Source organism: Nocardia sp. NPDC057272 (genome assembly GCF_042668615.1).
Taxonomy (GTDB): domain Bacteria; phylum Actinomycetota; class Actinomycetes; order Mycobacteriales; family Mycobacteriaceae; genus Nocardia.
In genome coordinates, this window is sequence record NZ_JBHUYK010000010.1 from 149,566 (window position 1) to 165,080 (window position 15,515).

Below are 15,515 nucleotides of genomic sequence, written 5' to 3' on the forward strand. Positions count from 1 at the left end.
GGCAAGGAGTTCAGGGCGGGCGCCCGCCCGATTCGACCGCGGCACCTACACGCGCCGCAACTATAAGATTCACGCCAGATCGCATCGGCCGGAAGCGGTCCGGGTGCTACGCGTGGCCGTCGCGGCGTGAAGAGTATTCCCTGTTCACCAATGAATTTCGCGTCGGCGACGCCAGGTCTTCGTCCGCCTTCATGCCAATCCGAAGGAGACGTTGACTTCCCTCTGTTCGTCATGCGGAGTTGGGTGATCTTGTCGCCTAGCTGAATCGTCAGCAAGCCGCCAAGCTCGACATCGTTGTGCCCGGCTTGGCGTTGCCGGCACGCGATGGTCTTCTAGAGCTGCCCGGTCTCGCACCGGTGAGGTAGGCCCTCACCGCCGGGTGATTATCTACCTACGGCGGTCGCTGACACGCAATTGGCGACCAAGCTCAAGAATTCGGTCGGCTATCTGAGATAGTTGCGCGAAGGGCAACGCAACTATCCCTCTTTCGGCAACGCATCGGGCACTGATGATGAAGTGTCGGATGACATCGCCAGGGCGTTCTACGAAGATCTCGGACACCACTGCACCGGGCAGGTGATCATCTTTGAAAACACTGACCCGCCTGATGGGTTGGATGACCAAACCGCTGACATCAGGTTCACCAAGAACGCCCAGAGAAGGCGTTACGGGTTCTTCCCGCGCTAGCTGGCGTACCTCGCGAACAGCAACTTCTTCGGCGCGATCGAAGTCGATGTTGCCGCGCAACATGATTGGATCAAACTCTCGGCCGGGGTGACTGGTGTGGTTGCGCACCGGCGCTGGCCACGATCACCGGGGCGACCCGCCGATCTACTCAGCGCCGAACCTATAGTCACTACTGACGAGTGGTCCGCGCATGGTGGAAGTCGGCCGTCGGCGCATGGGCGCCGGTGCCGCCTCGGGTAGTTTTGGGGCATGACACGTCGGTACGAGTGGTGGAACGACTTGCAGCCGAGGATCACCTGCGGTGCTGACGTTCTTGAGCAGGTAGAGCCAGCGGTGATCTCGGGCTGTCCAGTGGCAGTGCACTTCCCGATTTTGACAAGCGCTGATGCAGGGGCAGTCCTCGCCGCTCCCGCTGGAGTGGCTGCCCTCGACGGACAGTCGATCACCGGCACGGAGAATCCGGATGAGTGGGGGATCCTGTCCGCGACAGGCGATTCTGGTCAGCCGTTGGAGATTTGGCTGAATCGGGTCGTCGTGTCTGCGGAAATTGATACTTCAGACCCGGACTTCGAGTCAGTGGTTCGGGCGATTGACGGCGAGGCCGATCGGTGGTTGGACCTTGCTCGGTCGTGGGTCGAGATCGTGACTGGCCAGAAGTTGACTCCGATCGGATATCCTGCGCGGCGAGCAAATACGACGACGTTGTGGCTCGCACCGTCCGAGACGCCCGAGGGAATGAAGTTCATATTGCATGCGCCACCGACCTGGGATGCCTCACCATTGGTTTCGTTCAAACGTACGCAGATCTCGGACTATGATCCGGCGCCGCCAGCTACGCTCGACATCATGCGTTCATGCCTTGAACTGGCCTCCGCGTCCACCGACATACCTTTTGCGTGGCGACTTATTCGAGATGCAAGAGCTCTAGCCTTTGTCGGTCAGCATCGGCGGGCTGTGATTGACGCGGGCGCAGCAGCAGAAATAGCGATGCCCATTTTAATCGATAATCTACTCCCGGTCACGCTGAATCCAAAGCTCAGGAAGCATCTGACAGACGGAACCCTCGGGCGATTGTGGGAGAAGTTGATTGCCAGCGGTTATTCGCGACAAGTGGACGTGAAATCTGACCTGATCAGTGTGAGGAACGCCGCAACGCACCAAAGCGGTACCCCTCTAACGCTTGCTGATTCCGAAAACGCAATCAATGCGGCAGCGGCGCTAGTCGAGGACGCCTTTCCGTTACCTAGCAGAATGAAAAGACTCTGGTAGAGCATATGCTTTCGCGGCAGCGCCTTCTGGTTTTATGTCATACCGAGGTGCCTCGCTCGCGGTGCCTCCGGGCGCCGAAAGGGAAAGTTCAGCGCGTAATAGTGCGTAGTGGCGGGCAATATCGGGAGCACGCTGTTGCGCACCCATGACCGGCGCGCTCCCAGGAGCTCAAGGATTGGATATGCCCTCACCACCGGCGAGCGCGCGTCCGGTGATCAACCCGGTCACGTGGGAACACCGGTGATATTGCTGAAGGCCGCTGTCCCTGAATATCCGATGAGGAAGCCGACAAGGAGCCCGCCCCAGAAGTCCTCCACTGAAATGAACGCCTGCGCGTTCGATTTTCGGGCGGCGAAGACGATTCCAGCTCCGCTGAGGATCACGGCAAGCACCAGCGCGCCAAGTGCCGCACCGAGCCTCGCACCGAAAAGAACGTCGAAGGAGGTTGCGTCTTGGAGCGACCTCCCTGCCGACCCAATAACTCCGCCAAGTACCCCGCCCGCGATGACGGCCCACAGTGCAGCCTTTACCTGCACAGTGGAGGAGGTCGTGTTGGAGTAGAGACTTCCGTGTCCGGCCTCCACACCCCGTTGACCTGTACGACCTTCCACATCGTCGGTCTCTTGGGATTTCGATGAGTCGGTATTGACAGTATGGCCACTGCCTGAAATCTCGGATCTTGGCGGAGTCGCACTGTAAACAACGGTCATCTGCAACTTATACTGAGCCGGTATGAAGAACGGGCTCCAGCCGCTACCTAGTCTGATCGTCCAGACATCCGTGCACCCGGGTTCAAGCGCCGCACCCGACGGCAGCGAACCCTGTAGCGGAACACGCTCTGGCACATCGCTTCCAGCATTAAGCTTGCCAATGTAGATCGTCGAGCCAGGATCAGCTTTGAGGATTACGCCACCTCTGGTCTCTGCGTTCTCGATATGAACCGCTGCGTTCGCGTTTGCCTCAATCCATGATGCACCCTTGAGCTGCAGACGCTGCAGCATCCCGTACTGCTCCGAAAGATCGCGACTGATGCGTCGTTCTCTCCGGCCGTTACCCGAACCGAGCTTGCTGCGTTCCGACATCAGATCGACGATGCGCTGCTCGATCGCGCGGATCCGCCGCTCGTCGTTAGTCAGCGGCCTCCGCCGCCACCATCGCTTCTGGGTGGTGACCTGCTCGTTGAACTTTGCAGTGGGACGCCACTTTAGTTGCGTCGGGAGGCTCAGTTCCACCGAGCGAATCCAAATGCGGGACGCGAATGGATTTTTGACGTGTAGGTAGAGAGTGAAATCGGTACCTGAGTAGACCTCCGGCACCGAGAGATCGACACTGAGGTCAAGGAGTCCGAACTGTCCGCTGCCTGCAGCGTCCCCGTAGTGCACTTGAGCATGCTATATCACTGTCAAGGCACTGGCCTTCGGAGTGGAAGCTCTTGCAGCCGTTGAGATCTCTGGCCCTGATCGATCCATGACGCGACGGCAACGCCGTGCGAGGTCCAGGTCGAGATCACCGGCTTGACCTCGCGCCAGAACCTCCCAAGTTCTCCAGTGAGCTTGGGGAGTCCAGTTGGGCTGGAGGCCCGGGACCTGCGCCAGTGAGTCGGTCCCGGCTCAGGCAGCCTCGGGCACGACGCGTCGACGGTCGGCTAGATCGGATGAGCTTCTGCACTCTTGTTCAGCTCAGAGCGGCAGGCGCAGCCGGGTCGGCCAAAGTGCGCTACCAAACCAATCGAACAGCGCGTGCTCGTACTTTTCAGAGTCCACCGACCAGAGCGGAACCCGGCCATGGCCATCACCAAATCGCCCGTCATCACTCCAGCTGTTCAGGTTCGTCGGCCGCCGTTGGACCGGCAAGCCGGTGTGGTGACCATCGTGACTGCGGTATTGGCCGGGGAACAGCAGATCGCGCTCGATGTCGTCGGGGCTGGTACTGCTGATGCGCGGATTGTGGTGCGGTGGGGGAGGGTCGCGATGACTTTCACTGCGGCCGAGCAGGTTCAACGAATGTTGGGGTTGTTCGGGTTGGCGCGTCAGGCGATGGTCGGTGTGGTCGAGCGGGTGCCGATGCCGGTGGTGGAGGATCCGATCTCCGATGTCGCGGTTCTGGCCGCGATCACCTGGACGCATACGCCGACCGGGGCTGCGTCGGTGGAGCGGATGTATCACCTGGGGATGCGGCGCACGATCAGCTTCGTCGCGTTGACCATTGGGCCGGTGGCGTTCCACATCCTCGATCGAGCTGGTCTCAATAGTGCGATCAAGGCGCTTGTGCGCGCCCATCAACTGTCAGTGACCGTCTACGCAGACGGTCATCGCTTCGCTGACGACCCCAACGCCGCTGCGTGGGAACGTGGCAATCGGCGAATTCTGAAACCCCACGGCAACGGTTGGTCTTACCGATGACGACGTCATTGAATCGCAGACCGGCACGGCGCTAGCTGGATTCAGTGCGCTCGGTGGTCAGCGACGATGCGCGGGTTCGAAAAGACCGAGGTCGCAGTTCGGAGGGAACTCGATGACGGACGCCGGTGCACCTGAACTGGCTGATACCGCCGCTGTTTCGGATCTGGATCTATGCGCTACTGCGCTGACTCCCGCTGACTCTGAAATCGGCGCAGAGCCGGAGGTGCAAATGCCCTTGGCTGCTGGCGATGACGTTGTCAGCGCCGCCCAGATCTTGGTGAGTTATCTGTGGAACAGCGAATACGAGGGCAGTGGTGAAACCCAGCGTGGCCATATCTGGCAGCAGTTGCGGACCCTGACGCGTTGGTTGACCTCCTCGCCCGGGGACTGACCTCACTTCCCGCGCCACCAGCGACCTAGGTGCGGTCGACGTCGTCGACAGCTCCTCACGCCGCTACGGCCACGCGCAGCCCTTTGGCCGCTCCCGGCGGATGCGAGCTGGCGCGAATCTCACATTCTTTGTCTACCAACGAATTCCGCGTCGGTGATGCCCGGTCGGCCGCTGACCCCAATCATGTCAATCCGAAGGAGTTTGTCGTGTCGTTGGCTTCCTCTGTTCGTCATGCCGAGTTGGGTGAGCTGGTCACATTGCTGAATCGTCAGCAAGCCGCCAAGGTCGACGTCGTCGTACCCGGCTCATCGTTGCGGGCACGCGATGGTTTTCTGGAGTTGTCCGGTGTCGCACCGGTGATCGACGAGCGTGGCGTCACCCTGGCCGACGGGGCCTACCTGCCCACGGCGGTCGCTGACACGCAGTTGGCGACCAAGCTCAAGATCCCGGTCGGCTATCTGAAGTGGCTGCGAGAGCAGCAACGCACCGATCTCTACGACGCGAACGTCAACGGACTGTTGCACGGCCACGACGATCCACGCTTGCGGGCCGAGGGTCACGATCGGTCGTTTCTGCTGCGGCTGTTCACTTCCGGCAAGGTCGGGGAAGCTGGAATACTGCGGGCATTCCTGTCAGACCGGTACGGCATCATCGACAACCTCGACGTGCTGACCGCGGTCCTCGACGGCATCAAAGCCGCCGATGCCGAGGTCGTGGTGCGGTCGGCGGACTTGAGCGAGTCCTCGATGCACTGCAAGGTGTATTCGCCGAAGGTCTCCGCGTTGGCGCCGACGTTTCTGCGCAACTATCGGAACCCGTTCGCCCACCCTGAGCTCGAGGCCGAACGGCGGAGAGTCGCAGGCGATCTAGACCGGGGACGACGGATGGCGGCTCGTGATGGTCAGGGCTATCGGTCCGGGCGGGAGCCGGTGGTGTTTGCGGGGTTCCGTTTCTCCAATTCCGAGGTCGGTCATCACGCGGTGACGTTGAAACCCGAACTAGTAGTGAAGATTTGCGGCAACGGGCTGACGATCCCGTTGCTCGCTTACACCAAACGCCACCTCGGCGACCGCCTCGACATCGGCGCCGTCGACACCTGGTCGCACGACACCTACCGCAAGCGGTTGGCGGTGATCACTGCCGAAACCCGCGACAAGGTCACCGAATGGCTCTCGCCGGAGTTCCTCACCGCGCAAGTCGGTGAACTCGAACGCCACGCCGGAACCCCGGTGGGTCAGCCGGACAAGGCGATCGAGGTCTTGGCGGGGAAGTTGGGTTTCAGCGAGGACGAACGCGCCGGGATCTTGTCGCATTTCATCGCTGCCGGGCAGCTCAGCGCGGCGGGGATCGCCAATGCGGTCACCAGCTTCTCCCAGACGATTCCCGACCCCGACCGCGCGGACGCACTCGATGACCTCGCTCTCAGGGCCATGACCCTCGTGTGAACGCACCGGCGCGCTTCTTCACCGACCAATCGAATGCTCGTCTCCTATCCGTCCGCGGGCACCTCACAGAATCTGTCCACGCTCAAGACCTTTCGGAGGTTTCTCCCATGACCGACTCGGTGACCCGTCCCGAATTCGATCTGGCCGTCCATCACGGTATCGCCGGCCCCGCGACCGACCTGACAGCCACCACGGTCGCGCAGTGGCGCGGGAGCGATCCGGGTTGGAAGGCCAAGCACTGGGCCTACTCCGACCTCGACCACTACGGCGCCCGCAGGTTGCGCCCGCTCAACGTCACCACTCGTGCCATGACTGCGGACTGACACCGTCGACCGGTCCCGCACCGAGACCATGCTCGCCATCGAAGGCAGGCACCGACACCGCGCAATCGGTCGGTGCCAGCCTTCCTCGCCATTCAGGAGGATTTTCGATGACCCCCGACACCACCACCGATCTCACAAGTCTCGAACCCGACAACAACGCAGCGCACGGTGCCCGCCCCATGAACGCAGTCGCGGTATTCCGTGATCCGCACACTCTCATCACCGACAACAACGTGCGCGAAACGTTCAACCTCGACGACTTTCCCGAGCTCGCCGACTCGATCGCCGAACACGGGGTACTGACACCGATCACCGCCTACGGTCGCCCCGAAGACCTCACCGCGATAGTCCGTGACGGGCAGCTCCGTACCTTGACCGCGATGGCTGTCGGGATCGAGCAGGTCCCGGTCTGGTTGATCGAACCCGACGAGGCTCTCGCCGCGAAAGATGCCGAGATCTCAAGGATCCTGACCCAGATCACGGTCAACGATCGCCGGATCGCGCTTACCGACGGTGACCGTGCTGCCGGAATCGCACTCGCACTTGAACTCGGAGCGTCGGTTACCCGCGTCGGCAAAGCACTGCAGACCAAACGCGACGAGATCAAGCAGGCCGGCAAGATCGGTGCCTCGGCTACTGCCCGCAAAGCTGTTGATGATGGCCAGCTCGACTTCGAACAGGCCGCGATCCTGGCCGAGTACGAAAATGTGGGCGACACCGACGCGGTGCGGCAGCTGCTCGATATCGACCGCGGGTACTTCAGCTACGAAGCGCGACTGATCGCCAACGATCGCGCCGAACGGCGGACCTACTTCACCGCGGTGTTGCGTTGGGCCGAGGCGGGATTCGGCGTACTGCATGACTATCCGGACTGCGGTGGTTCCGACCCGGTACTGGTCCACGCGAACGATCTGGTCGACGTCAACGGTGACACGATCGACGTCGATCACCTCGCGGCGGATGCGGGCTGGTTGGTGTGGATCGAACAGGCGAGCACTCCGTTGACCGTCGAGCGCGATACCGGTGCGATCGTCGATGCGGCCACTGTCGACTGGAACACCGAGCATGATCCCGACCGCGAGCCCGCCGACGGTTTGCGCCACGCTCGCGAAGTCACCCAACACGATCGCTGGCAGGCCGATTACTTCCTGCCCGCCGACCGACTCGACGCCGCGGGTCTGCGCCTGATCAACGACGTGCCCGATGCCGAACCCATCGACGTGCCCGATACGAATCTGTTCATCGATGCGATCGCCGAGATCAGAGCTACGTTCCTCACCCTCGACCGCGACCACCGTGGCAGCGCTCGAAGCGCTGCCCGCCGCGCTGGCGTTGGCGACCGAGCAGGACTGGAAGCTTCTCGACTACATGGTCGAGGTCTTCACCCTCTTTCCACTCGACGCCGCACTGAGCCGGCTCACCTCTCGGTTCAAGACCGCCGACGACCTCGAGCGGCTCCGGATGCTCGAGTTGGTGCCCGACACCGACCCCGGCCTACACAGCCACGAAGCCGCCGACCTGGCTGGAATCCTCGAAGCCCGAGCGCGCCGCAACAACTCCATCGTCGCCGACGAGTTCGCCAAACTGCACGCCCAGCTCCAGACCGCCGAGATGCCACGCCAGTCGATCCGACTGTGGCGCAACCCATCCTCGCGCCTGGTTGTACCTGCAACCCGCCGCATTGATGCTTCCCGCCTCACCCCGACCCAAGTGCGCGCACGCGTCCTCGCCCGCGGGAAGCGGCGCCCGGCTGAAATCGAACCGTCGCAGGTAGCTGACTACGTCCGCGAGAACCTGTTCGTCGACACCGAAGTCGACGACCAAGGCCGTCTGCGTCGTCGACTCGCCGAACTCGCTGCCCGCGGCATCGTCATCGGTAACCGCGCTCCCCGAGGTTGGACACCGCGCCGCCCCGGCGAGTTGCCGCCACGCCCTGCCGACCTCGCCGCCGCGATCTGGGATCACGAATACTGCCTCTACGTTGCCGATCAACGCGACCACGCCCACGCCGTCGCAGGGAAAGCGACTACATCACAGGAAGACTCCATCGCCTGGGCAGCGCAGCGCACCGGACTACACGGCCGGGCCGACCGCCGCGACACTTTCCTGTTCCAAGGCAACGGTCTCGACGACTTCCACAACGCCATGGCGCCCACCTTGGGGTGGCGGTGTGTGTCCTGCTTCGTCGAACGCTCCCACACCGACCGCCATCCGATTCATACCCGCGAAAACACCTTCCGCAGCGACGACGGACTGTGCGACTACTGCCGCAGCGACAACCGTCCCGGGCTACCCGCACTGGCGGCCGGGTTCACGTTCACAGATTTGGCGACGGCGTACTGCCGGTTCTTCGCCGAGCACTACCCGGACGCTGCGTGCGGGCTCCTTGCTGAAGTTCGGCGTCGCGCACCCGAGTGGCTCACCGCCACCATCGATGGGTTCCTGCTCGAACACCCAGAGTTGCCCGGTGCTCCGGAACCGGCCGCCGCCGAACAACAGTCCGATACCGCGACAGCGCCAGTGCCTCCGCGCCGCCGTCGCGAGCGTGTCCTGCCGCCCGGCCTGCGTCAGGCCCGGTGCGAAGGGTGCACCGAATACAAGCCCATCCACGACGACGGATTCTGCACCGTGTGCCGTGTCTGGCTCGAACTCGAGGTCCCCGCACCCCGGGAGCGTCGCGTTCCCGCCTGACCGGCCCGTCGTTGTTCGGCGCGCGGCTGGGATACCGTTTGGCGCCCCAGCCGCGCAACCTCTCCAGCCGATCTCACCATCGCCCGCAACCTCACTGTGCCGTTCCCTGCGCTCTTACTCGCTCCGCTCTCACGAAATCCCTCGACGCACCTTCGCCTCCGCAACCTCCCACAACTTCCTTTCTCATCGCCCCAATTTCAATGCAAACGTCTGACATCGCGGAGTAACAATCTGATTACGCTGCCCCCCAACGATTCTCAACATTTCCCAATACTTCCCACAGCGAAACTCCACCCTTGCCAGAGCTTATTTTCTCGGCGACAACTGGAGGCATGGTCGCAACAATTCACCGAGTCACCGCAGGCAACGGATACCACTATTACGTACGCAATATCGCCGCCAACGACACCACAGCACGTGGCCGCTCTTCACTAGCCGACTACTACTCCGCCCACGGCGAAGCACCCGGACGATGGCAGGGCAGCGGCCTGACCGCGCTCGGCATCGAACCGGGTGCGGAAGTGACTGAGTCGCAGATGAAATCGCTGTTCGGTCTGGGCATCCACCCGAACGCCGAACAGATCGAAGACCGGGTCTACGCGCACCAGATCGCCCTCGGTGCCAACGACCGCGAAGCCACCCGAGCCGCGGAGAAAGCATCGAAACTGGGCAACAAATTCGCCGTCTACGAAGCTCAGTCCCAGTACCGGCAACAGTGCTCCGATGCCTTTCGTGCACACAATTCCGAACAGAACCTCCCACCCACTACCGCAATCCCCGACGACGAACGCGCACGAATCCGCACACAAGTCGCGACAGAAATGTTCACGGCCGAGTACAACCGCTCACCGTTGAATGCCCGCGAATTGTCGGGATGGGTCGCGAAGAACTCACGCCCGAAACACTCCGCCGTCGCCGGTTTCGACATCACCTTCAGCCCCGTCAAGAGCGTCTCAGTCCTGTGGGCGCTCGCTTCACCCGAGATTTCGCACCGGATCGAGGCCGCGCACCGGCACGCGATCGAGGATGCATTGAGCTGGTTGGAGAACAACGCGATGTTCACTCGCTTGGGCCGCAACGGGATCCGGCAGGTCGACGTCGACGGGATCGTCGCCGCCGGATTCACCCACCGTGACAGCCGCGCAGGCGATCCCGACCTCCACACTCACATCCTGATCGCCAACCGCGTCCGCGCCCTCGACGGCAAATGGCGCACCATCGACTCCAAAACCCTCTACGAAGCCGTCGTCACCGCGTCGGAAATCTTCGACTCCCGTATCGAGCACCACCTCGAAACCGACCTCGATCTGCAGTTCGAAGCCCGGCCCGGCCGCACTTCCGAACAAGTCCCGATCCGTGAAATCGTCGGCATACCCCTGGAACTCATCGAAGCATGGTCACAGCGAGGCGCCGCGATCGTCGCCCGCCTCGACAAGCTCACCGCAGCATTCCAGACAACCTTCGGGCGTGAACCATCCCCGAAAGAGATCTACGACCTCTCCGACCGCGCGACGCTGGAAACCCGCCCGACCAAACACCTCTCGACCTCACTCGCCGAGCAACGCGCCACCTGGTCAGCACATGCCCATCAACTATTCGGAGGCCGTGACGGCGTCGAAGACATCGTGGCCCGGACGATGTCGGTCCCTGCGACACCACGCCCGGATCCCGATGCCGCGTTCATCACCGCGGCTGCCGAACGTGCACTGGTCGGCGTATCGGCCCGGCGTTCGACCTGGGGGATCTTCAACCTCCGCGCCGAGGTCGAACGACAACTCCGCGGCCGAATCGCGTCCGCCGACTGGAACTGGATTCCCGACAGGGTTGTGGCCGAGGCACTGTCACCGCCGTCTGCAGTTGCACGCGGTGACCCCGACCTCACTGAACAACCGGCATTGCGGGCTGTACCGATGTGGTTGCGTCGCAGCGACACCACCGCTGTCCATGTTCGTGCGAACTCCCAGATCTACACCACCGAATCCACCTTGGAAGTCGAAGCAGCGTTGATCGAGCTGTCGGTCGAACTCGGCGCCCGCGTCCTGAACGCGGAGCTGGTGGGCAAAGCGGTCGCCCACTACAACACCGAGCACCCGGATCGTCCGCTCAACGCCGGCCAGATCGGTGTCATCTCCTCCTTCGCCACCTCCGGGCTGCGTGTCCACACCGCCAACGCCCCCGCCGGGACCGGCAAGACCACAGCGATGCAAGTCCTCACCACCGCATGGCATTCCGATGGCGGAACCGTGCTCGGTATGGCCCCCACCGCAGCTGCGGCCGCTGTCCTCGGGGAGTCGATCGGCACCCGCGCTGAGACCGTCGACAAACTCCTCGACGTCATCAACCGCCACGCCCCGAGCCCGAACGGTCCGATCATCGCAGGTGATTATCCGCCGTCGTTACCGCAATGGGTCCTCGACATCGACGACCGAACGTTGGTGATCGTCGACGAGCACGTCAAACTCGGCAACACCAAACGCCTACAACTGCTGCAGTTCCTGTCCGGACGTGGAGCGACGGTGCGCTGCATCGGCGACGACAAGCAGCTGCCGGCGATCGAAGCCGGGGGCGCCGACGCCGACATGAACGCCGTCTCGCCCGAACAAACGCTCACCCTGTCCCACGTCGTCCGGTTCTCCTCCACCGCCGAGGCGACCGCCTCGATCGGACTGCGCGAGGGCGACCCCGCCGCGCTGGCGTGGTATCTGGACAACGACCGCATCCACGCCGGGCACACCGGATCGGTTTACGACGACACCTACCAAGCATGGTCCGCCGACGATCTCGCGGGTCGCGACGCGGTCATGTTGGCGCCCAAGCACGAGGTGGTGACGGCACTCAATGCCCGCGCCCGCGCGGACCGACTCGCTCGAACCGGCGCCCAACCGGGTCCAGAAGTGGTGCTTGCCGACGGTCTTCTCGCCTCGGTCGGTGACATAGTGCGCACGCGACGAAACAACCCGAAGCTGCGTTTCGGCGAGCGCGACTGGGTTCGCAACGGCTATTCCTGGACCGTCAACGACGTCCACAACGACGGTTCGCTGACCGTTTCGCACCGCCACCGTGGCACCGACAGCGACCAAACGGTGCGGCTTCCGGTCGAGTATGTGCGCGCACATGTGCGTCTCGGGTACGCGTCGACGATCGATTCCGCGCAGGGAATCACCGCCGATGCCTGCCATGTCGCGTTGTCCGGACGCGAATCCCGACAACAGTTGTATGTCGCGATGACCCGCGGGATCCACGCCAACCATGCCTACATCGTCACCGCGCTCGACGGTGCCGAGGGCGCGATCTACACCGAACCCGCCACCTACCCGCGCACCGCAGTCGAGGTCCTGCACCGTGTGATGGCTCGCGATGGAGCGCAGAAGTCCGCGCACACCACTCTGCGCGATGCCCTCGACCCCGCCTTGCGGATCGGGCGAGCGGTCGATATCTACCTCGACACCCTCGGCCTGACCGCCGAACACGCACTCGGCCCTGCCCGACTCGAAGCCCTCGACCACGCCGCCGACACCGTCCACCTGAACCTGACCGACAGTCCCGCCTACCCGATCCTGCGCCAGCACCTCGCTCTGATCGCGCTCACTGGCGCCGATCCCGTCGCCGCGCTCCGTGCCGCAGCGGGCACACGGGAACTCGATACTGCTGATGATCTTGCCGCGGTTCTGGACTGGCGCCTGGACCCGACCGGTGCTCATTCCGCAGGCACCGGTCCGTTGGCGTGGACTCCTGGACTTCCTGACCAGATAGTTGATCGTGTTGTCGCCGAACCCGTTCGGGCACGCGAAAAGATCGTGGTCGATCTCGCCGCACAGATCCGCGATACCGCACAACGCTGGACACCGGGCACCGCACCCGCGTGGGCACGACCGCTTCTGGGCACCGACCCAGCGTTGCTCGGCGAGCTTGCGGTGTGGCGAGCCGGACTGCACGTCCCCGACACCGATACCCGACCCACCGGACCACCCCGCGACACCGACCTCGAACGCCACCACCAACAGCGCCTCGAGCACCGCGTCATCGACGCCTACGGCGATCCAACGCTTCCACGCAACAGGTGGGCCGAGGTCGTCGACCGCATCGATCCCCGTATCACCACCGACTCCTACTGGCCAACGGTGGCCGACAAGATCGACCTCGCAGACCGCGCCGGGCTCGACATCGCCACCCTGCTCACCGATGCCGCCGCACACCACCCGCTGCCCGATGAGATGCCCGCCGCGGCACTGTGGACGTGCCTGGAACTCGAGCCGTCCGCTCTCGACACCACCGGAACCGACCTCCTCCGGCCCGAGTGGCTACCCGACCTCGAAGCAGTCCTCGGCACGGCCATAGCCGAACAGCTCACCACCGAACCGGCATGGCCACGCGTCGTCGCCGCTGTCGAACGCGCTACCAGCACCTGGTCCTCACACGATCTGCTCAGTGCCGCCTACGAACTCCTGCAAGGCGCCCAACCCGACGACGCTGCACCGCTGCGTCCCGACCAGCTCGCCGCCGCGCTGGCCTGGCGCATCGACGCCCTCCACCACCACGCTGCAACACCCCAGCCGGCCACACCAACCGTCTCCGAAACAGGCACAACTACTGCCGATTACGAACAGCCACCGGCGACTGACGCCGCCGAGAAGCGCCAGCCTCCCAGCACGGACGAGCCCACCGGGTCGGACCACACCGACAAACCCACCCGGGGCGACACGACGTCCGAGATCGAGGACATTGCACGACTGTTCGCAGCGGGGCGGGTCACCGAAGCAGTCGATACCTTCCGCCGCTTCAGTGGCGCATTGTCCGAGGAAGAGCGCGGCGTATTGACTGCTGTCGCGGACACCTTGTACCGGTACAGCTTCCCGGTGGCACAGGCTCGACTTCACTGGGCCGCAGACCAATTACCGCACCATCGTGGGCTGATCCGAGCGTGCACACCAACGACCGATCCACACACCTTCCACCGCGACACCGGCCCGGGTCGTGAACGATCCCGCCCCGTCTACGACCATCGAGAGAACACCGACCCCACCCTCACACCAACGGTGTTCGACCCGATCCAGGCCGCCGGCAACGACGCCTTCGACACCTATCTCGCTGACGCGGAATCGCCCGACAGCCCTGCAGGAGGGACGGCCGACCGACTTCGAACAGCGGACGTCGGGTTCCCGATCGACTACGACCTGGCCGCGATGCCCACCGTCGCGGGACTTGCGTGTGTCGACTGCAGCATCGAACGCTCCCGCAACGCGAGTATCCCTGTGCCGCCGCGACATTCCGATGACGGCCTGTGCCACTCCTGCCGCGACAACGACCGACCGGGAATTCCCGACCACGACCCCGCCGACCACATCACGGCACGATGCACCCACATCACCGAAACACGCTCTGCACCCACCGCATTAGAAATGCTGCGCCGAGACTGGCGGGCCCTCGACCCGACCCGACGCGCCATCATCGAGCAGTGGCTTCGCGACAACCCGCTCACCGAACAACCACCACCAGTGCTCAATTCGCTGCAGCGACTCACCGATCACGAACTCACCCAGGCCATCGAAGGCCTGCATCAACGACTCGGGAACATCGCCACCGAGGCCGACTTCTTCGCACCCACCCGACACGATGAAGTCGACGTCCAACCCGATCCGGCCGTAGCCGAGCACCAGCGCGCCGCCGAACGCGCACAACTAACCGCCCGGCAGTACGCCGATGAACTCGACACTGCCATCCGTCGACTTCACGCCACTTCGGTCGCGCGCGACAGCGCGCGCGAGGAAATCGATGCGCTGTCGGTGACACGGCGCCGCCAGCGCAAGACTCTGCAAGAACACATCAACACCTTGACCGGTGAATATCGCCAGCACACCGAAGCACACCAACACGCCCGTGCCGCCGCACGCGCAGCCAACCTCACCGCCAACGAACTGGCAGCCCGTGCCGAACACATCGCAATCGAAGACGAACACCGCCGCCTCGCCGATCAGGCCCGAGCCACCGACCACGACGATGCAGTACGTGACGCAGCTGTCGTAGCACTACAACAGACCATCAGCTCCGAGCTCGCCGACCACCGTGCAGAACACCAGAGACGACAAGCACTGACGTCCTTGCAACGGCATCAGGAGGAGCATGCACGCCTCGAATTCACACTGACGGCCGAGGATTTCGGCCCCGAGTCGTATCTCGATCTGGAGATAAACCAGCAGGTTCGCCGAACAGACCTGGGTCTATAGGCGACCGATCTGACAGGACCGGACCTATTGACATTCGTGTGTGCCGAAAACCGCAAGGGTATACGTTCGCTATCCACAGTGGT

General features: G+C 63.4%; 10 protein-coding genes and 1 pseudogene. 8 read left to right on the top strand and 3 right to left on the bottom strand.

The genetic code is table 11. The features are described 5' to 3' along the window. Positions 1-387: 387 nt before the first annotated feature. Positions 388-750, bottom strand: a complete 363-nt coding sequence (locus tag ACFULV_RS16595) for a hypothetical protein (protein ID WP_378657399.1) — start codon at positions 748-750, stop codon at positions 388-390. A gap of 186 nt (positions 751-936) precedes the next feature. On the opposite strand from ACFULV_RS16595, the gene ACFULV_RS16600 reads away from it, so the two are divergent. Continuing rightward, a complete protein-coding gene (locus ACFULV_RS16600; RefSeq protein WP_378657401.1) occupies positions 937-1,956 on the top strand; it encodes a hypothetical protein in 1,020 nt (339 codons plus the stop codon). Positions 1,957-2,180: 224 nt separating this feature from the next. Here ACFULV_RS16600 and ACFULV_RS16605 read toward each other — a convergent pair whose 3' ends face one another. Continuing rightward, positions 2,181-3,338, bottom strand: coding sequence for a hypothetical protein (locus tag ACFULV_RS16605; RefSeq protein ID WP_378657404.1), 1,158 nt, complete (start codon positions 3,336-3,338; stop codon positions 2,181-2,183). Between the two features lie 402 nt (positions 3,339-3,740). Between ACFULV_RS16605 and ACFULV_RS16610 the strand changes: the two genes are divergently transcribed. The 5 genes and pseudogenes from ACFULV_RS16610 to ACFULV_RS16630 all read left to right on the top strand — a co-directional run. Further along, complete coding sequence (locus ACFULV_RS16610) at positions 3,741-4,358, top strand: hypothetical protein (RefSeq protein ID WP_378657407.1); 618 nt, start codon at positions 3,741-3,743, stop codon at positions 4,356-4,358. Positions 4,359-4,470: 112 nt separating this feature from the next. Continuing rightward, on the top strand, positions 4,471-4,749 hold the full coding sequence (locus ACFULV_RS16615) for a hypothetical protein (RefSeq protein ID WP_378657410.1): 279 nt from the start codon (positions 4,471-4,473) through the stop codon (positions 4,747-4,749). Positions 4,750-4,955: 206 nt separating this feature from the next. Beyond that, on the top strand, positions 4,956-6,194 hold the full coding sequence (locus ACFULV_RS16620; RefSeq protein WP_378657412.1) for a hypothetical protein: 1,239 nt from the start codon (positions 4,956-4,958) through the stop codon (positions 6,192-6,194). Positions 6,195-6,301: 107 nt separating this feature from the next. Further along, on the top strand, positions 6,302-6,517 hold the full coding sequence (locus ACFULV_RS16625; protein WP_378657415.1) for a hypothetical protein: 216 nt from the start codon (positions 6,302-6,304) through the stop codon (positions 6,515-6,517). Between the two features lie 179 nt (positions 6,518-6,696). After that, positions 6,697-6,951: pseudogene (locus tag ACFULV_RS16630) on the top strand (ParB/RepB/Spo0J family partition protein); the annotation flags it as partial. Between the two features lie 24 nt (positions 6,952-6,975). Here ACFULV_RS16630 and ACFULV_RS16635 read toward each other — a convergent pair. Then, the gene (locus tag ACFULV_RS16635; RefSeq protein ID WP_378657553.1) at positions 6,976-7,812 is read right to left on the bottom strand and encodes a hypothetical protein; all 837 of its coding nucleotides are present in this window, start codon (positions 7,810-7,812) and stop codon (positions 6,976-6,978) included. Between the two features lies 1 nt (position 7,813). Between ACFULV_RS16635 and ACFULV_RS16640 the strand changes: the two genes are divergently transcribed. Together ACFULV_RS16640 and mobF are read left to right on the top strand one after the other, a co-directional pair. Beyond that, a complete protein-coding gene (locus tag ACFULV_RS16640) occupies positions 7,814-9,208 on the top strand; it encodes a hypothetical protein (protein ID WP_378657555.1) in 1,395 nt (464 codons plus the stop codon). A gap of 332 nt (positions 9,209-9,540) precedes the next feature. Continuing rightward, the gene (mobF, locus tag ACFULV_RS16645) at positions 9,541-15,432 is read left to right on the top strand and encodes a MobF family relaxase (protein ID WP_378657418.1); all 5,892 of its coding nucleotides are present in this window, start codon (positions 9,541-9,543) and stop codon (positions 15,430-15,432) included. Positions 15,433-15,515: the final 83 nt, after the last annotated feature.

Excerpts from the sequence above, each read along its gene's own strand:
- ACFULV_RS16600 (WP_378657401.1), top strand. The coding sequence starts at position 937 with ATGACACGTCGGTACGAGTGGTGGAACGACTTGCAGCCGAGGATCACC.
- ACFULV_RS16610 (WP_378657407.1), top strand. The coding sequence starts at position 3,741 with ATGGCCATCACCAAATCGCCCGTCATCACTCCAGCTGTTCAGGTTCGT.
- mobF (WP_378657418.1), top strand. The coding sequence starts at position 9,541 with ATGGTCGCAACAATTCACCGAGTCACCGCAGGCAACGGATACCACTAT.
- ACFULV_RS16615 (WP_378657410.1), top strand. The coding sequence starts at position 4,471 with ATGACGGACGCCGGTGCACCTGAACTGGCTGATACCGCCGCTGTTTCG.
- ACFULV_RS16595 (WP_378657399.1), bottom strand. The coding sequence starts at position 750 with ATGTTGCGCGGCAACATCGACTTCGATCGCGCCGAAGAAGTTGCTGTT.
- ACFULV_RS16625 (WP_378657415.1), top strand. The coding sequence starts at position 6,302 with ATGACCGACTCGGTGACCCGTCCCGAATTCGATCTGGCCGTCCATCAC.